This is a genomic window from Caproiciproducens sp. NJN-50 (assembly GCF_004103755.1).
In the GTDB taxonomy this organism is placed as follows: domain Bacteria; phylum Bacillota; class Clostridia; order Oscillospirales; family Acutalibacteraceae; genus Caproicibacter.
On the sequence record NZ_CP035283.1, the window covers coordinates 305220 to 320632 of the forward strand.

28 protein-coding genes are annotated in these 15413 nt (G+C 47.4%); all 28 read left to right on the forward strand.

Translation table 11 applies throughout. From position 1 onward, the window contains the following. Positions 1-6 precede the first annotated feature (6 nt). The 28 genes from EQM14_RS01520 to EQM14_RS01640 all read left to right on the forward strand — a co-directional run bounded on the left by EQM14_RS01520 (position 7) and on the right by EQM14_RS01640 (position 15412). Positions 7-795: a hypothetical protein gene (locus EQM14_RS01520; RefSeq protein ID WP_128741299.1), complete on the forward strand. Its 789-nt coding sequence runs from the start codon at positions 7-9 to the stop codon at positions 793-795. Further along, positions 792-2009, forward strand: a complete 1218-nt coding sequence (locus EQM14_RS01525) for a replicative DNA helicase (RefSeq protein WP_128741300.1) — start codon at positions 792-794, stop codon at positions 2007-2009. Before EQM14_RS01520 ends, EQM14_RS01525 begins: the two co-directional genes overlap by 4 nt. Then, the gene (locus EQM14_RS16210; RefSeq protein ID WP_164918912.1) at positions 1996-2151 is read left to right on the forward strand and encodes a hypothetical protein; all 156 of its coding nucleotides are present in this window, start codon (positions 1996-1998) and stop codon (positions 2149-2151) included. Before EQM14_RS01525 ends, EQM14_RS16210 begins: the two co-directional genes overlap by 14 nt. Beyond that, positions 2148-2492, forward strand: a complete 345-nt coding sequence (locus EQM14_RS01530) for a DUF1064 domain-containing protein (RefSeq protein ID WP_128741301.1) — start codon at positions 2148-2150, stop codon at positions 2490-2492. Before EQM14_RS16210 ends, EQM14_RS01530 begins: the two co-directional genes overlap by 4 nt. A gap of 166 nt (positions 2493-2658) precedes the next feature. Then, positions 2659-2886: a hypothetical protein gene (locus EQM14_RS01535; RefSeq protein WP_128741302.1), complete on the forward strand. Its 228-nt coding sequence runs from the start codon at positions 2659-2661 to the stop codon at positions 2884-2886. Positions 2887-2999: 113 nt separating this feature from the next. After that, on the forward strand, positions 3000-3305 hold the full coding sequence (locus EQM14_RS01540) for a hypothetical protein (protein ID WP_128741303.1): 306 nt from the start codon (positions 3000-3002) through the stop codon (positions 3303-3305). Between the two features lie 11 nt (positions 3306-3316). Next, positions 3317-3679, forward strand: coding sequence for a hypothetical protein (locus EQM14_RS01545; protein WP_128741304.1), 363 nt, complete (start codon positions 3317-3319; stop codon positions 3677-3679). After that, positions 3676-3885 (forward strand): hypothetical protein, encoded by a 210-nt coding sequence (locus tag EQM14_RS01550; protein ID WP_128741305.1) that lies wholly within the window; start codon positions 3676-3678, stop codon positions 3883-3885. The genes EQM14_RS01545 and EQM14_RS01550 overlap by 4 nt, the downstream gene beginning before the upstream one ends. Further along, positions 3878-4207, forward strand: coding sequence for a hypothetical protein (locus tag EQM14_RS01555; protein ID WP_128741306.1), 330 nt, complete (start codon positions 3878-3880; stop codon positions 4205-4207). The genes EQM14_RS01550 and EQM14_RS01555 overlap by 8 nt, the downstream gene beginning before the upstream one ends. Next, complete coding sequence (locus EQM14_RS01560) at positions 4194-4448, forward strand: hypothetical protein (protein WP_128741307.1); 255 nt, start codon at positions 4194-4196, stop codon at positions 4446-4448. Before EQM14_RS01555 ends, EQM14_RS01560 begins: the two co-directional genes overlap by 14 nt. Next, complete coding sequence (locus EQM14_RS01565) at positions 4445-5170, forward strand: radical SAM protein (RefSeq protein WP_128741308.1); 726 nt, start codon at positions 4445-4447, stop codon at positions 5168-5170. The genes EQM14_RS01560 and EQM14_RS01565 overlap by 4 nt, the downstream gene beginning before the upstream one ends. Further along, positions 5163-5549 carry a hypothetical protein gene (locus tag EQM14_RS01570; protein WP_128741309.1) on the forward strand — a complete coding sequence of 129 codons (387 nt, stop codon included), beginning with the start codon at positions 5163-5165 and terminating at the stop codon, positions 5547-5549. Before EQM14_RS01565 ends, EQM14_RS01570 begins: the two co-directional genes overlap by 8 nt. Beyond that, positions 5530-6084 (forward strand): hypothetical protein, encoded by a 555-nt coding sequence (locus EQM14_RS01575; protein WP_128741310.1) that lies wholly within the window; start codon positions 5530-5532, stop codon positions 6082-6084. Before EQM14_RS01570 ends, EQM14_RS01575 begins: the two co-directional genes overlap by 20 nt. Beyond that, positions 6081-6296 (forward strand): helix-turn-helix domain-containing protein, encoded by a 216-nt coding sequence (locus EQM14_RS16920; protein ID WP_128741311.1) that lies wholly within the window; start codon positions 6081-6083, stop codon positions 6294-6296. The genes EQM14_RS01575 and EQM14_RS16920 overlap by 4 nt, the downstream gene beginning before the upstream one ends. After that, positions 6293-6658 carry a hypothetical protein gene (locus tag EQM14_RS01585; RefSeq protein WP_128741312.1) on the forward strand — a complete coding sequence of 122 codons (366 nt, stop codon included), beginning with the start codon at positions 6293-6295 and terminating at the stop codon, positions 6656-6658. Before EQM14_RS16920 ends, EQM14_RS01585 begins: the two co-directional genes overlap by 4 nt. 419 nt (positions 6659-7077) lie before the next feature. Further along, the gene (locus tag EQM14_RS16215) at positions 7078-7224 is read left to right on the forward strand and encodes a hypothetical protein (RefSeq protein ID WP_164918913.1); all 147 of its coding nucleotides are present in this window, start codon (positions 7078-7080) and stop codon (positions 7222-7224) included. A gap of 84 nt (positions 7225-7308) precedes the next feature. Beyond that, complete coding sequence (locus EQM14_RS01590; RefSeq protein WP_128741313.1) at positions 7309-7800, forward strand: terminase small subunit; 492 nt, start codon at positions 7309-7311, stop codon at positions 7798-7800. Continuing rightward, on the forward strand, positions 7769-9040 hold the full coding sequence (locus EQM14_RS01595) for a PBSX family phage terminase large subunit (protein ID WP_128744196.1): 1272 nt from the start codon (positions 7769-7771) through the stop codon (positions 9038-9040). Before EQM14_RS01590 ends, EQM14_RS01595 begins: the two co-directional genes overlap by 32 nt. Before the next feature lie 4 nt (positions 9041-9044). Next, on the forward strand, positions 9045-10589 hold the full coding sequence (locus EQM14_RS01600) for a phage portal protein (RefSeq protein ID WP_128741314.1): 1545 nt from the start codon (positions 9045-9047) through the stop codon (positions 10587-10589). Continuing rightward, on the forward strand, positions 10586-10783 hold the full coding sequence (locus EQM14_RS01605; protein WP_128741315.1) for a hypothetical protein: 198 nt from the start codon (positions 10586-10588) through the stop codon (positions 10781-10783). Before EQM14_RS01600 ends, EQM14_RS01605 begins: the two co-directional genes overlap by 4 nt. Next, positions 10783-11835, forward strand: a complete 1053-nt coding sequence (locus tag EQM14_RS01610) for a minor capsid protein (RefSeq protein ID WP_128741316.1) — start codon at positions 10783-10785, stop codon at positions 11833-11835. The genes EQM14_RS01605 and EQM14_RS01610 overlap by 1 nt, the downstream gene beginning before the upstream one ends. 240 nt (positions 11836-12075) lie before the next feature. Beyond that, complete coding sequence (locus EQM14_RS01615; protein ID WP_128741317.1) at positions 12076-12495, forward strand: hypothetical protein; 420 nt, start codon at positions 12076-12078, stop codon at positions 12493-12495. A gap of 124 nt (positions 12496-12619) precedes the next feature. Next, complete coding sequence (locus tag EQM14_RS01620; protein ID WP_128741318.1) at positions 12620-13183, forward strand: phage scaffolding protein; 564 nt, start codon at positions 12620-12622, stop codon at positions 13181-13183. Between the two features lie 15 nt (positions 13184-13198). Further along, positions 13199-14140 carry a hypothetical protein gene (locus EQM14_RS01625; protein WP_128741319.1) on the forward strand — a complete coding sequence of 314 codons (942 nt, stop codon included), beginning with the start codon at positions 13199-13201 and terminating at the stop codon, positions 14138-14140. Between the two features lie 11 nt (positions 14141-14151). Further along, positions 14152-14295, forward strand: coding sequence for a hypothetical protein (locus EQM14_RS16220; protein ID WP_164918914.1), 144 nt, complete (start codon positions 14152-14154; stop codon positions 14293-14295). Further along, the gene (locus EQM14_RS01630; RefSeq protein ID WP_128741320.1) at positions 14276-14635 is read left to right on the forward strand and encodes a hypothetical protein; all 360 of its coding nucleotides are present in this window, start codon (positions 14276-14278) and stop codon (positions 14633-14635) included. Before EQM14_RS16220 ends, EQM14_RS01630 begins: the two co-directional genes overlap by 20 nt. Position 14636: 1 nt before the next feature. Continuing rightward, a complete protein-coding gene (locus tag EQM14_RS01635; RefSeq protein ID WP_128741321.1) occupies positions 14637-14993 on the forward strand; it encodes a hypothetical protein in 357 nt (118 codons plus the stop codon). Next, positions 14990-15412 (forward strand): HK97 gp10 family phage protein, encoded by a 423-nt coding sequence (locus EQM14_RS01640; RefSeq protein WP_128741322.1) that lies wholly within the window; start codon positions 14990-14992, stop codon positions 15410-15412. Before EQM14_RS01635 ends, EQM14_RS01640 begins: the two co-directional genes overlap by 4 nt. Position 15413 lies beyond the last annotated feature (1 nt).

Below are 15413 nucleotides of genomic sequence, written 5' to 3' on the forward strand. Positions count from 1 at the left end.
GAGAAATTGCCGAACCGAATTTTAAAAGAATCAATTTGCACAAGCGACAGCATAGACCATCTGAGCATCGAGGCGGAACGTCTCTTTTATCGACTAATCGTAAATTGTGATGATTTCGGACTGCTGGATGCCAGGCTCCCAATCGTCAAAAGCAAGTGCTTCCCGCTGAAATCATCTGATATCACAGACGATCAACTGAAATCATGGCTTTCCGAATTGGAAGCGCAAAATATGATCTTTTTCTATGAAAACTCCGGCCATGAATACCTGAAAATGTCAAGCTGGGAGCGGCACCAGCAGACCAGAGCACACCGCTCGAAGTGCCCGCTCCCCAATGATGAAAGAAGCCACATGAAATCAGATGATATCATCGGAAATCAGATGTTTCAAAAATCGCCCGATACACGATACACGATACACGATACACGAAATACCCCTATAGCCCCCACAGGGGGCGAGAAAGAGGGACCTCAAGGCGAGAGCCTACCGGTTCAAACGGCCACAGGAGCGGAGAAATTCGCTGGCCGCTCCATGACTCTCGAGGATCGCTTTAATCGCTTCTGGAAAGCATATCCAAAAAAAGTTGGCAAGGGCGCGGCTGAACGCTCGTTCAAAAAATACAAGCCAAACGAAGTTTTGCTTGTTGCCATGTTGGAGGCCCTGAAGCTTCAACGACGATCAGATCAGTGGCAGCGCGACGGCGGGCAATACATCCCGAACCCGGCGACCTGGTTGAATCAAAAGCGCTGGGAAGATGAAGCCCATCCGGGCAGAAAGGACGATTTTTTACCATGATCATGAATATTGAGGCCGAGCAATCTCTGATCGGCAGCATCCTTCTCGGAGGGGCCAAAACGATGGCGGAGATTCAGTTGATCATCGAGCCAACAGACTTTCAGGTTCCGGAAATGCAGACGATCTACGCGGCATGCCTAAAGCTGTATTTGCAAAACAAGCCGATTGATGCTGTTTCCGTGCTAGCGCTGACTGGGGAAGAATACAAAACCACCATCATCCCCGCCGCTCAGATTGTACCTTCCGCCAGACATGCCGCAGAGTACGCGAGGATCGTCCGTGAGGCCGCGCAAAAGACACGGGCTTATAGTTTGACCATTGAGCTTGCCGACGATTTACAGCGCAACACAGAGGCGGGGGAATGCCAGCGGAAGGCAGAGGAAGTTTTGAAATGCTTCGATGAGCCGAAACAGGAGGACACCGTTTCCGCCGAGGAAATGTATATGCGCTTCTTCGACCGGCAGGATAGCCCGAGGGAGTACATACACACCGGATTCTCAAGACTGGACAAATACACTTACATCGAGCGGGGGGATTACATCATCGTCGGTGGCCGTCCGAGCGCAGGGAAAACCGCTTTTACCCTCCAGATGATGCGGAATATTTCCAGAAAATACACCACAATTTATTTTTCGCTTGAAACAAATAACGAAAAGCTCGGGGACCGGCTGATTGGCGGGTTCAATGAGGTCTCACTTTCAGGAATCAAAACCAATTCAATCACCGACGAGGAATGGCAAAGGATTACAAATGGCTACAATGAATTTAAAAAATTAAATTTTTACACAGTCCGAGCAGCGGGGTATTCCCTAGCACAAATTCAGGCAAAGGCATTACAACTTCACGCGGAGGTAATTTTCATAGATTACGTTACCCTGATCCGGCAAAGCGGCGAAAGCCTCGTGGACAGGGCCACAAAGATTTCAATGGGCCTGCACACCTTAGCCCAGCGGAACGGGATCACAGTCTTTGCCCTCTCGCAACTCAACCGCGCCGGTAAAGCCGCGCCTGATATGACGGCCCTAAGAGATTCCGGCCAGTTCGAGCAGGATGCCGATGATGTTTTTCTTATAGAGTACGACGAGGATAAACCGGAGGAGCGCGTTTTGAAGATCGCAAAAAATAAGGAGGGGCGCTGCGGTTGCATTCAACTGGAATTTCAACCGAAGATTCAGAAGTTTTCGGAGGTTGAGACAAGATATGACGAAACTTGAGGCCCTGAAAGCCTGTGTTTGGCTTGAATGCATCGTAGAGTCTGGTAATCGCAGCAATATTTTCGAACGCGAAGAGGCAATTAAAAAGATCAGGGGAATTCAATCCATGCTGGCAAGGCTCCCGGATGAGGCGGAAGAATGAGCACTGTATTTATTCCAGGATTTAAATTTGGAAATCAAAGGCATAGCAAATACAATGCCGTTAAGACAACGGTTGATGGAATTACATTTGACAGCAAGGCCGAGGCGAAGCGGTACACAGAGCTAAAGCTAATGCTTCGGACCGGCCAGATCAAGAGTTTCAATCGGCAGCCGTCGTTTATCCTCTCTGGCGGGATCCGCTACCGCCCCGATTTCATAGTGTGGGATGGGTCTAGGGTATGGGTTGAGGATGTCAAGGGGATGGAAACCGCAGCATTCAAAGTCAAGGCTGCGGAATTCCGGGAAAAATATCCATATTTTGAACTGAGGATCGTCCGATGAAGCAATACACCGAAGTCTGTTATCACTGCCACCGCGAGTATCCATCCTGTGAAATCCGTACTTGCCCGGTAAAGCAAAAGCCGGTATGCCGGTACTGCTGCATGAAGTGTGGAAAGCATACGGAAGTTGGTACCGGAATCGGGTGCGAATTGATTGAGGCGAAAAAATGAAAGATAGTCGAATATTTGATGCTGAAATTTCTGCATTTTTTCATTCTTATTTAACTTTTCCAAAGCAAGATTACAATACGTTTGGAACACTTACCCAGCAAGCGCTACGGGATGCAGTACATGTTCTTTTGACAAATCGAGTATTTTCTTCAAAAGAGGAAATGAAATCCGAGGCTCTCAAAGATTTTGGGGTAATTTTGCCAAATGAAATATTTATAGGGTGAACATCAAATGAAAAGTAAACAGCGTCATTCCGGCGGCTCATACCGCCGTATGAAAACGATGATATCTTATCACGCAAAGGCCGGGAAAGACCGGCAGAAAGCGAGGAAAAAGCATGGAGAGAAATTATGTAATTGTATGCAATGAACATAAGCCACTTTTACCTGAAACCCTCTTGTTTTGGGGATTCCATACGGAAGATTCGGAAGAGCGCAACTTTGGGGGCTATACAATCCAGATTGACAAATGCGAACGGTACACCCGTGAAGAGTTGGAATCATGGCGTGGGTACTTGAAAAAAGAATATCCGTTTTATGATGAAATCAAGCCGCACAGTTTCCGCAAACATAGCGAAGTACTGATTAGCATTGAACAGCTTGAAAAAATGGGATACCGCGAAATGCACGTAATGTGCCAGTAAGGAGAAAAACAATGCTGAACATTGAAGAGATCAAGGCCCGTGAGCAGGCGGCAACGCCGGGGCCGTGGATTTCGATATTTGACATGAAAGGCTTTACCGTTTTTGATATGATCGGTGAAAAAGGCAAAATGATAGCGAGACTGTTTAATTCAAACAAAAAATACAAACGCCCAGATGCGGATTTTATCGCCCACGCCCGCACCGATATTCCGGCGCTGATAGAAAACAACGCCGCCAAAGACCAGCAGATCGCCACGCTGAAAAAGGCGCTTATGCAGGCTATCCGAGAGGGGCATACGGATTTATCTCCCGCATCGCATCAAAAGCTGTTTGACCATTACGTTCAGGCGCAGGAACAGGAGGGAAAGAAATGAAAGTTGAAGAAATTGTACACAATTACGGCTCAAAAAGCTCTATAAAGAGCAAACAACAGTTCTCGGAATATAGATGCCCCACATGTGGACTTATCCTGCTCGCGCACCCGAATTTCTGCGGGAAGTGTGGTACTCTCCTCGAATGGCCGGATGGGGTAAAAAAGCAATTTGAGGATTGGCAAAAGGAGGCCACAGATCATGCCTGACCTTACGCCGCTTGAAGCGGCTGAAAAGCTAGAACAGTATGCAAGAAGCGCGCACCTATTTGGATGTATTCCAACGTTTGACAAAGGGGAAGAAGTATTTAATTTTGCCGCCTCCTACCTACGCAAAATCGCCGCAGGAAAGTATAAGCCGGTGGTGCATGGGCACTGGATTGGTGGCTACGCGCACAAAGACAATGTATGGACTTATACACAGCCAAAATGCAGTAATTGCCACAATACGGTAACGGGCGGTACAACAAAATATTGCCCTTCCTGCTCCGCTCTGATGGGTGGAAAGGATGATAGCCATGAGACCGATTGATGCAGACAAAATTGAATTTCTTGGGTTAAATAATCGTGTGTGCCCGGACTTATCTGCAATGGATGTTATAGACGAGCAGCCGACCGTTGACGCTGTTCCGGTGGTGAGATGCTTTGACTGCCAATATCGAAATACGGTTCAATGCCCAGCATATCGGAAACTGGATGATACCGGAGAAATAATTACGCCGCAATATGTGAGATTTTGCAGCTACGGCGAGAGAAAGGACGGAGAAAAGTGAAACCAATTTATGAACCAAAAGCACGGGCGAAAGAATACGGCGATCTTGCAATCAACATTTACACAGGCTGCCCACACAACTGTTTTTATTGCTTTGCGCCGTCTGTATTGCATAGGAGCCGCGAAGATTTTAGCGGTCATGTGGAGCCACGCAAGGATATTGTGAGAGCCGTAAAGCGTCAACTTGAATCGGAGCATATCACTGGAAAACTGATTCATCTGTGCTTCACTTGTGACCCGTACCCGCTGGGCTATGATTCTTTCTCAACACGCGAAATTATCAAAGCCATAAAAGCGGCGGGCAACCATGTTCAGATTCTTACGAAGAATGGAACTGACGCGATACATGACTTTGACCTTTTAGACAGAGAAGATTGGTTCGGCGTTACATACGCGGGCTACCCGAATCTCACGGACGGCATTTCGCCCGCAGAGCCGGGCGCTGGCACTCCATTCTGGCGCTTGCAGGCTTTGAAAGGCGCGCACGCCGCAAAAATTAATACGTGGGTATCCTGCGAACCGGTTCTTAGCGCGAGCGACGTTCTTCTCCTGATTGAAAAAGGCAATTATATTGACAAATTCAAGATTGGGAAAATGAATTATCATCCGTCAAATATCGACTGGAAAGCATTTGGAGAAGCGGCAGAAGCGGCATGCAAGAAGTATGGCAGGAATTATTACATCAAAGAAGATTTGAGAAAGGAAATGGAAAACCATGCCTGACCTTATCCAGCAAATCCGCGATACATACTCCACAGATAAAGCCGCAGCGCTCAATATGTTGCCTGAACTGTTTCAACAGTACGACGAGGGGAAGATCGTGGAGTTGCCGTGCAAAGTGGGGGATAAGGTTTTTGTTAGAGCCGACACATGGGGAAATACATGGAATTTCGTGACGGTCGATTACGGAAAGCTTTTGGTCGGAGAAATTATCGGAATTGTCAAGACCAGAAAGCAAACGCTCATGAAAATTCAAGTCGAGCATCATGTTTCGTGGAAGAAAGAACGTAAGCGGTATCCGGTCGGCGCAATTGGAATAACTGTCTTTCTAACTGAGAGTGAAGCGAAGGAGCATCTTAAAAATGTGCAAAAAGGATTTTAGTGAATACAAAGGAAAAAGATATGGACGTCTTATAGTAACTGATGTTATTTATGTTCATGGAAGCAAAACGCGTTTCAAATGCAAATGTGATTGTGGAAAATCGTTTGAAACGAGTGCAGACAACATCTTGAGGGGACGTACGCGGAGTTGCGGATGCTTGAGACATGAGGTTAGAATTTTCAATGGGGAAAAATCGGTAATACATGGTTTTGTAGGGCACCCGCTTTATAGCGTACATAATTCGATGATAGAGCGGTGTGAAAACCCAAATAACCACGCCTATAAAAACTATGGCGGAAGGGGAATTCAGGTTTGCAAAGAATGGCATGACATGGGTGAATTTGGAAGATGGGCGTTGGCTCATGGATACAAGCGAGGGCTATCTATTGATCGTATTGACAACGACAAAGGTTATTCACCAGAAAATTGCCGTTGGGCCACAATGAAAGAGCAAGGGAATAATAGAAGAACTTGCTTAAACTACAGACACACCCGTGAAGCAGCCGAAGCCGCGTTGAAGGAGCGTAAATCATGATTTTCCCTGACCGTCTTCGCCAGCTCCGCGAGGAATCCGGGCTGTCGCAAAGGCAACTTGCCGATAGAGCCGGATTATCACTGACAATGATCCGTTTTTATGAATACGGAAAAAGCGGCCCTCCTGGATACTCTCTATTCCATCTGGCCGACGCTCTGCATGTCTCAATGGATTATCTTTACGGAAGAACCGATAGGAGGGATGTTGATTGACGCGAGAACAGCTTGAGAACTATCACGACATCATTGTCCGCTTGAAAGACCTGAAAACGACAATCGTCACAGACTCGGTAAAGGGTTCGCTTGACGAGTATCCATACATAAACCACTCAGTTACGCTCCACGGGGTCCGCAGAGACGAGAAAGCACGGCAAGAGGTGAAATTACTCGAACAGGAAAAAGATGCCATAGACGGGTTTATAGACGGCATTGAGGACGTGCGCGTTCGTAACATCCTTGATTGGAAGTATCGCAAGGGTTTTGGATGGAATGAAATAGCGGCGCACAGTGGAAGAAGCATTAGCGCCGAAAAAGAATATTCGCGCAGATTTTTTAAAAGAAATTTGCAAAAGTGACCATTGTGACGATAGTTACGATATAATTAAAAATGAAGAGTTGTAAGAGCGTTTACAAGGAAACATTTATCCATATCGAACTCGCCTCCCGGCGGCGGGAATAATAGCCGGGTCCTCCCAAGCGCCGCTCGACTTGCTACGGGCGGCGCAGATATGCCAGCATAAAGGCCAATTCAAACGGATTGACTGCGGCGTGTTAACCGGATGCTGACACTACATACCCGCCGGAAGGCTTGTCAGGCTGTATCGATCCAACCGAGGCGCACGGTTTCGGCGGGCGCGCTTGAATATTCTAGCGTATCGCTTCGGCGGTGCGCTTTTGTTTTGGTGAACTATGAAATATCATTACATACCAGAATTCAATTCGTATCTATTTGGGGCAGCGGAGGCCAGAGCCGATCGTTATTGGAGGGATAGACTTGGATATTCCAGAAAGACGGCAGGAGATATACAAAGCAATCCTGAATCTGAAAAGCAAGCCGTCCCTCGCAAGGGAGGAACGAGCGGAACTGGCGGAGCTGCAAGCGGAATGGAATAGGCTGATATGGTGCGGGAGAAAAGCATGAACATACCTCAATGGGGCTATTTAATAATACTCATTGTTATGATAGTTTTCTTTAGGAATAAATAGTAAAGCGAGGTGAGAGGCGGTGAGTTCCAAACTTACAGCAAAACAGCAGAGATTCATTGATGAATATTTAATTGATCTGAACGCTACGCAAGCCGCCATTCGCGCGGGATATAGCCCCGTAGCGGCGACGGTTCAAGGAAGTCGCTTGTTAAGCTATGCTAATATTCGTGCTGAAATTGATAAGAAAATGCAGGTCCGCAAGGATGAAACGATTGCAGATCAAAATGAAGTTCTCCAAACGCTCACCCGAATCCTTCGCCGTGAGGAAAAGGAAAACACCGTTGTAGTCACGAAAAAGCATAAAAGTTCTTATGACTCCAACGGTAAGAAAAAGATCGTTGACGAGGAAACACCTGAAATCGTTGAGATACCGGCAAAGCTTTCAGACGTTAACAAGGCCGCTGAACTTCTCGGGCGGCGCTACGCTCTCTTTACTGACAATACGCGGCTTGACGCAGATGTCGGGGTGACAATCGTTGATGATATCCCAGAATCAAGTAAAGCTGACTGATATTATCGCCCCTGCGTTCTACCCGGTCCATCATGATATAAAGCAAGGCAAGCACACCTATTACAAATTAGACGGCGGGCGCGGCTCTACAAAGTCCTCATTTGTGAGCGAAGAAATCATAAGCGGCATGATGCGGGATGCGGCACAGGGCAAGTACACGAATGCAGTAGCTTTTCGCAGGTACAAAGAGAATCTTCACGATAGTGTTTATGAGCAGCTTATATGGGCGATTGATAAATTGGGCGTATCGGGATACTGGAAAGATACAATATCACCGCTGCGCCTTACTTATATTCCAACCGGCCAGCAGATCCTATTTCGCGGCGCTGATAAAGTCAAAAAATCGAAGTCAATCAAAGTTTCAAAAGGCTATATTAGATATCTATGGTTTGAAGAACTGGACGAATTCGAAGGATCTGAAAAGATCAGGAGTATCCAGCAGTCGGTTGTTCGTGGTGGAGAACAGTTCACAGTATTCTACACTTACAATCCGCCAAAGTCTCAAAGGAACTGGGTAAATGATCCGGTTGAATTCTCCATGCCCGACATGCTGCAACATCATAGCAATTATTTAACCGTTCCCCCTGCGTGGCTAGGAGAGCAGTTCATAGTTGACGCGGAGCACTTAAAAGAGGTTAAGCCAGAAGCATACCGGCATGAATACCTGGGCGAAGTAACCGGGACCGGCGCGGAAGTGTTTACAAACCTGACGCAACGCACGATTACCGACGAAGAAATCAAGAGGTTTGATAGGATTCATCGTGGCCTTGACTGGGGATATGCTTCGGACCCGTTCGCTTATGTGGCTTGCCAGTACGACAAGACGCGCAAGCGACTTTTTATTTTCGATGAAATATATCAGGTTAGATTAAGCAATGGCGCATCTGGAAAGCTCGTGAAGCAGCATAACCCATTGAATCAGGAAGTAACGGCAGATAGTGCCGAACCGAAAAGCATAGCGGATTACAGAGAAGCGGGAATTCGCATTCGCGGGGCAAAGAAAGGTCCAGACAGTGTTGACTATGGTGTCAAGTGGCTTTCGGATGAATTGGAAGAAATCATAATTGACCCGGACCGCTGCCCTAACACATGGCGTGAGTTTTACGGCTATGAGCTGGACCGGGACGCAAACGGGAATTTCAAGGCAGGGTATCCCGATAAAGATAACCATACGATAGATGCCGCACGGTACGCAATGGAAAGCGAAATGCATCGCGGCGGAACAACAATAGGGTGGTGATTAAATGCAGGATTTAAACGCAATCAGAAAGTACATTCAGAATACAGAGGGCGAATATGCGCACTTCGCGGTAGTGGCGCAAGAGGGATTCGACTATTATTCCAACCATGACAAAATCAAGAATACCGGTGCCGCCGCAATTGACGAAGTAAACGGCTATCTGAAATTGATCGGAGCGAACCCTCTACATAGCGCGGACAACCGCGTATCGCTGAATCGCCACCGCCTTGTAGTAGATCAAAAGATTGGTTATTTATTCTCTGAACCGCCGCAGATTGACGTACCGGAAGACGATAGCGGAACGGGTGATGATCCGCTACTCAAACAGGTTCAGGATACGATGGGTACGCAGTGGCCGAAAGTAATTCGTCAGCTTGGCCTTGATGCTTCCAACACGGGCAAAGGATGGCTTGAATATTGGTCAGGCAAGGACGATACAGGCAAGAATGTATTCGACTATTGGTATATTAACCCGCTGACAGTTCGGCCCATATACGACCGCTCAACGGCAAAGAAAAAGCTATTGTATTTGATTAGGGCTTATGCGTTTCTAGACGCTGGCGGTAATCCGGTAACGCGCTATGAGTTTTGGGACGATCAGGAAGTAGCATATCTCATTAAGCCGGAAGCAACAGCCGAATGCAAGGCACCTACGATTGACTTTGAGACGCTTCCCGACGGAACGTATAACATTCAGCCGCACGACTACGGCAGGATACCGTTTATTGAGTTCCAGAACAACGCTCACGCCGACAACGACCTTATCATGTACAAAGATATCATCGACGCGTTGGATAAGCTCGTGAGCGGCTTTGCAAACGATATTGACGATATTCAGGAAATTATATGGGTGCTAAAAAACTATAACGGCGAGCGTGAAGTTACGGCATACAATCAGGATGGTAGCCCAAAGCTTGACAATGATGGGAATCCAATTAAGCGCCCGGTTGACCCTGTGCAGATGATGAAACTGAAAAAGTTTGTATCTGTAGATGGAGATAACGGCGGCGGGGTTGAACCGATTCAGGCACCTATTCCTTTCGAGGCTCGTTCAAAGTTCCGCGAAATCCTCAACGAAGAATTCTGGTTTTCTGCAATGGCAGTCAATCCGAACCCCCCGACTTCGGGCGATCAGTCAGGGGTGTACATTTCATACCTTTATGGGCAGTTGGAGGAAAAGGCCGGGTTAATGGAAACCGAGTTCAGGACCGCAATTGATGAATTTTTGAAAGCGATTCTTCACTATCTCGGTTCTGATGAATCCACACAATTCAACCAGACGTGGAAACGGACAAAGCCGCAGAATGATACAGAGATTTCAGCAATTATCGCGCAGACGCCGAACACGGTCATGTCGGACGAGACTAAGACCAAGGTTCACCCGCTGGTTGATGACTGGCAGGCAGAGCGGGCGCAGATCGAGAAGGAGCAGCAGGAGCGAGAAAAGAACCTGCTCGACCAATACAACCAGCAGGCGGGCGCTCCGGGGCAGGAAAAGCCTCCCGGAAAGCCGGAGCCGAATGCAAATGATGGGGGTGAAAAGGAATGACGAATAAGACTTTTTTTGATGGCCATTCAGAAAAAACTTATACGCAGGAAGAATTAAAAGATGCCATTAACAAGGCGACCTGTGAAGCGTATGAGCGCGCTAAAACTGAATCCGAAAAGATTCGAACCAAATATAACGCCCTGTTGTGCATACTGCGTGGTTTGGACGATGCTTTCGGCGACGGTGATCTCTGATGCCGTCGTACTGGGAGCAGCGCTCGATTGACAGCATAGGCCGCATGGAGAAAGCCGTAAACGGTCAGCTCCCGGACCTCATAGCATCGTTTGAGCAGGCCAAGCGCGACCTCAACGGCACCGTGTTCCGCTTCTATGTCCGATATGCGAATAACAACAAAATCTCGCTGGACGAGGCGCAGAAGATCCTTTCTCTTTCCGAGTTGCGGGAGTTTCGCGGCGACTTGGCGGAGTTTGAAAAACTCGCAAAGGATTCCATCGGCACGTTCAACCTTCAAGTTGACAACCTGTCCGTGAAAGCCCGCGTGACCCGCTATGAGGCGCTCCTGACACAGTGCGACGCCACTCTGCAAAAGCTTTATCAGGAGCAGCGGCAGCAGATTGAGAGCACGGCAACACAGATTTACACTGAGGAGTATTACCACAGGCTTTTCGACATTGAGCAGTACACAGGTTTTCAATTCAAGTTTTCAAAACTGGCAGACAGCGCAATTCGAAAAGTGATTGAGCAGCCGGTTTTCGGAATGGATATTTCAGAACACCTATGGCGGCAGGACATTGATACAGGCTTTAAGATCCGGCAAACATTAACAAATATGTTTGTCACTGGCAGACCTCCGCAAGACTTTTCCGAAGAACTTCAAAAGCAGATCGGCGCTGTTCGCGTTGATAAGCAAGGCAATGTAACCGGAACCGGCAAGAAATACGAATCTTACCGACTTCTTTACAATGAATCGTCGCACGTTACCGGTCAGGCCAATTATCAGGCATATGTGGACGATGGCATAGAGAAATATGAAATCGTCGCAGTGCTGGACAAGGCAACATGTAATATCTGTGCTCCACTTGATGGCAAGACATACGATCTATCAAAAAAGATTGAGGGCATTAATTACCCACCTTTCCATGTGAATTGCCGGTGCGTTGCCGCGCCGCATGTCGATGTTGAAGGGTTCGACAGTACACGAATAGCCCGTGACCCTGAAACAGGCAAATCCTATCAGACAACAGCGCAGACATATGAAGAATGGGCGAAAGGAAAAGGCATATGAAGTATTGCCCCTACAATTTAAAAATTGAGCAAGTCACTGAAAATACATATGAGTACAACGATGATAATCTCAATACAATGCATACCCAAAGCTATTAGAAAAGCAAGACCGTATGCCATGCATTGGGAAAGATTGTGGTGCTTTTTATGATGGCCATTGTCACTATAGGGGATGAAAGGCGGTGATCCGCTTATCTCGCTTGCCGCGTAACGGCTGAATAAATAAAAAGGATTGATTATTATGTCAGAAGATATTACCCGTGCAGACCTTGAATATATGTTCAATACGGCGGCTGAAAAGTTTTTCAAAGAATTCAAGGCAGCAAGAATTGAACCGGTCATCAACATAAATTCCGGTTCTACTTCCGTAAAAGAAATCAGCAAGCAGCTTGCGCAGATGTTTCGGGAATCAGCGGATTCCGCAGCGGGCGGGTGCTATTCGGAAACTTTTTCTCGCGCAACAATGGCCAAGCAAATCAAGAGAAGCGAGCTTATAAAAGAAATTCACGATGCGGTTATCGAAAGTTTGTCATCTAGCATCACAATTGATCTGGATGTCCCTTCTGCTTCTTGCAAAATCGGGTATCCTGTCAATGCTGCTGAACGGGCGGCAGAGAACGTGATAAAGCGATATATTGGTGATATTCAGGTTATTGATTGAAAACGTCCCGCCTTACGGCAGGGCGTTTTTTAATACCAAATTATCCGTGGTGCGCGGAACAAAATAATGCACACCGCAATGCGGGGACTGGCCCGAGAAAAAGGATAGCGGGTAAGGAGTTACAATGCTCGAATGGCTAAAAACAATCTTAGGTGATACGTACACCGAAGATATTGACAAAAAAGTATCTACCGAAATCGGCAAAGGATTTGTTTCCCGCACTGATTTCAACACTGCAAACGAGGCAAAGAAGACCCTTGAAGGTCAAATCGCCGACCGAGACAAACAGATCAAAGGCTTTGAAAAGTTGGCCGGTGACAATGAAGCCTTGAAAACGCAGTTGACACAGGCGCAGGAAGCAAACAAGACAGCCAAAACCGATTATGAAGCCAACCTGAAAAAGGTCACGCTTGACAGCAAGGTTGAAACTGCTTTGCTTGGCGCAAAAGCCAAAAGCACAAAGGCCGTCCGCGCTTTGCTGGACGAAAGCAAAATTTCAATTGACGGGGATAACGTCCTAGGCCTGAATGAACAACTTGAAGCCTTGAAAAAGGATTCGGCTTATTTGTTCGGGGACGCGCAGACGCAGAATCCGCCGCCGCCGGTAAAAGGCGATCCGCCTAAGACCGGTGATAATGATATGGCACAATGGGCAAAAGAGGCAGGAGTAAAACTGCCGAAAACATAAGGAGCTGAATATTAAATGGCAATCAACAGTTTTTCTGAAAAAGTAACAAAGTTTATCCCTATCCTTGACCTGATTTACGAGCAGGCTTCCGTAACGTCCGACATGGACGATGCGACGCTTGCGACGCAGTTCGTTGGAACCAACAAAATCAAACTGCCGAAGATTTCCGTTGACGGTGCTGGCAACTACGACCGTGATACCGGATACACTCAGGGCGCGGCTTCCGTAACCTGGGAGGAACACACACTACAGTATGACCGTGGCCGTAAGTTCCGTATCGACGTGATTGACAATGATGAAGTAGCGTTCGACCTTTATCGTCAGGTAGCGTCTGAATACGTGAGAACGAAAGAGGTTCCCGAAATTGACGCTGTTCGCTTCGCTGAAATCTACTCGGCGGCTACTCGCTCCGGCACCCTTGCGACAGTAGCAACAAAAGACCTTACGTCTTCCGACAGCATTATTTCCTTGTTCGATGTCGCGGAATCCGCCATGAATGAAAAAGATGTTCCGCAGGAAGGACGCGTTCTGTACGTCACCAACGAAGTTTACCGGATGCTGAAATCCGATGCTGCCATTTCCCGCCGTATCGACGTTGGTCAGGCGAATACAGACATTGACCGCCGCATTGAAATGCTAGACGGAATTACGCCTATCGTGAAAGTACCGCAGACCCGTTTCAACAGCCTTATCCAGTTGAATGATGGTACTACGGCTGGCCAGACTGCGGGCGGGTTCCAGACGATTACGGGCAACAAACCGATCAACTTCGTGTATGCATTGAAGTCCGCGATTCATGCGGTGATTAAGCGCAATGCCGACAAGATCATTACTCCTGATGCGAACCAGTCCGCCGATGCTTATGACATCTTCTATCGTATGCACCATGACCTGATTGTCAAGGACAACGAAACCGCCGGTATTTACATTCATACCAAGGCAACCGCACAGGCGTAAGGGGGAAAATAATGACTTACGTTAAGCGAAGGGGAATGGTTCTTCTTGTGGACGATTCCCAGGTAACGAAATACACCGGAGAAGGATTCGAAGTGCTGAACCCGGACGAGCAGAAAAAGGAAGCCGGTGCAAAGGATGGCAAAAACAGTAAGTGATGTATTGACGGAGTGGACGGCGCGCGGCTATATAGCAACATCGCCGTCCGCCGATGATACGGCGAAATACACATCTTTCATCAATCAGGCCCTGCAAAGCATTTGCGCATACTGCAAACTTCCGCAAGACATGACCGGCTTACCCGATGGCTTGTTCTATGCGTGGGTTGAAATCTCATGGTCAATTTTTAAAGGCGGCGTATTCCAGCAATCAAGCGGTACAGTTAAGTCGGTTTCAGAGGGCGATACGTCGGTAACGTTCAATACGGATACGAACAAAGCAACGGCTCCGATTATTGACTATTCTTCCACGTTAAACGCATTCAGAAGGTTGTGGTAGTATGAATTTACCAATAGATACTATCGCAAGCTGTAAATCGGTCATGCAAGCACAGTGGGACGATTACGCGACGGTGACACGGGATGTAGATGTAAACCAGTCTACAGAGACACAAACGGTTTACGAAAACATTTTATGTCACCTGTCCGAAAAGTCTGCGCCGGTTCTCAATACCGACAATGCGGCCGCAATGACGGAACCCGTTTTTACTTTGCTTGTCGATACTGCCGTAACGCTTAAGCAGAGCGATTCAATTACGGTGTTGCACAAAGGTCAAACGTTTACCGGACTTGCTGGGCTTCCGTTTAACCGCACATTCTCGAACAGCGTTGTGCTATCCGGGGTGAAAATATCATGAGCGTTATTGGATTTCAGCAGTACATGGAGCAACTAAAGCAATTGGGAGCTGACCTTGACGATAGCGCACAGCGCGTTTTGTCTCAAATGAACGCAAAGGCAATGGCAGAAACGATTAAGCAGACACCCGTAGGGAAATACCCAAAGGGAAGCGGCAAAGTAGGAGGTACGCTACGCAAAGGTTGGATTAACGGCGGAACTCATAAAGTAGGAAACGGGCACGAGAGCAAATATCACAATAGTGTGTACTATTCGCTTTATGTAAACAATGGGCACCGCATCGTCAGCAAAAAAGGCGAAACGACCGGATGGGTAGATGGAATTAGGATGCTGGAATACGGCCAAAATTCCGCTCAAGAATCAGCGCAATCTATTTTCAATAAAGAAATTCAGCGAGTAAAGAAGAAAGGCGGGTGGTAAT

Bases quoted from the DNA above. Each gene is read 5' to 3' on its own strand.
- EQM14_RS01525 (WP_128741300.1), top strand. From the start codon at position 792: ATGATCATGAATATTGAGGCCGAGCAATCTCTGATCGGCAGCATCCTT.
- EQM14_RS16210 (WP_164918912.1), top strand. From the start codon at position 1,996: ATGACGAAACTTGAGGCCCTGAAAGCCTGTGTTTGGCTTGAATGCATC.
- EQM14_RS01530 (WP_128741301.1), top strand. From the start codon at position 2,148: ATGAGCACTGTATTTATTCCAGGATTTAAATTTGGAAATCAAAGGCAT.
- EQM14_RS01535 (WP_128741302.1), top strand. From the start codon at position 2,659: ATGAAAGATAGTCGAATATTTGATGCTGAAATTTCTGCATTTTTTCAT.
- EQM14_RS01540 (WP_128741303.1), top strand. From the start codon at position 3,000: ATGGAGAGAAATTATGTAATTGTATGCAATGAACATAAGCCACTTTTA.
- EQM14_RS01545 (WP_128741304.1), top strand. From the start codon at position 3,317: ATGCTGAACATTGAAGAGATCAAGGCCCGTGAGCAGGCGGCAACGCCG.
- EQM14_RS01550 (WP_128741305.1), top strand. From the start codon at position 3,676: ATGAAAGTTGAAGAAATTGTACACAATTACGGCTCAAAAAGCTCTATA.
- EQM14_RS01555 (WP_128741306.1), top strand. From the start codon at position 3,878: ATGCCTGACCTTACGCCGCTTGAAGCGGCTGAAAAGCTAGAACAGTAT.
- EQM14_RS01560 (WP_128741307.1), top strand. From the start codon at position 4,194: ATGAGACCGATTGATGCAGACAAAATTGAATTTCTTGGGTTAAATAAT.
- EQM14_RS01570 (WP_128741309.1), top strand. From the start codon at position 5,163: ATGCCTGACCTTATCCAGCAAATCCGCGATACATACTCCACAGATAAA.
- EQM14_RS01575 (WP_128741310.1), top strand. From the start codon at position 5,530: ATGTGCAAAAAGGATTTTAGTGAATACAAAGGAAAAAGATATGGACGT.
- EQM14_RS16920 (WP_128741311.1), top strand. From the start codon at position 6,081: ATGATTTTCCCTGACCGTCTTCGCCAGCTCCGCGAGGAATCCGGGCTG.
- EQM14_RS01595 (WP_128744196.1), top strand. From the start codon at position 7,769: ATGATATCCCAGAATCAAGTAAAGCTGACTGATATTATCGCCCCTGCG.
- EQM14_RS01600 (WP_128741314.1), top strand. From the start codon at position 9,045: ATGCAGGATTTAAACGCAATCAGAAAGTACATTCAGAATACAGAGGGC.
- EQM14_RS01605 (WP_128741315.1), top strand. From the start codon at position 10,586: ATGACGAATAAGACTTTTTTTGATGGCCATTCAGAAAAAACTTATACG.
- EQM14_RS01610 (WP_128741316.1), top strand. From the start codon at position 10,783: ATGCCGTCGTACTGGGAGCAGCGCTCGATTGACAGCATAGGCCGCATG.
- EQM14_RS01615 (WP_128741317.1), top strand. From the start codon at position 12,076: ATGTCAGAAGATATTACCCGTGCAGACCTTGAATATATGTTCAATACG.
- EQM14_RS01620 (WP_128741318.1), top strand. From the start codon at position 12,620: ATGCTCGAATGGCTAAAAACAATCTTAGGTGATACGTACACCGAAGAT.
- EQM14_RS01625 (WP_128741319.1), top strand. From the start codon at position 13,199: ATGGCAATCAACAGTTTTTCTGAAAAAGTAACAAAGTTTATCCCTATC.
- EQM14_RS16220 (WP_164918914.1), top strand. From the start codon at position 14,152: ATGACTTACGTTAAGCGAAGGGGAATGGTTCTTCTTGTGGACGATTCC.
- EQM14_RS01630 (WP_128741320.1), top strand. From the start codon at position 14,276: ATGGCAAAAACAGTAAGTGATGTATTGACGGAGTGGACGGCGCGCGGC.
- EQM14_RS01635 (WP_128741321.1), top strand. From the start codon at position 14,637: ATGAATTTACCAATAGATACTATCGCAAGCTGTAAATCGGTCATGCAA.
- EQM14_RS01640 (WP_128741322.1), top strand. From the start codon at position 14,990: ATGAGCGTTATTGGATTTCAGCAGTACATGGAGCAACTAAAGCAATTG.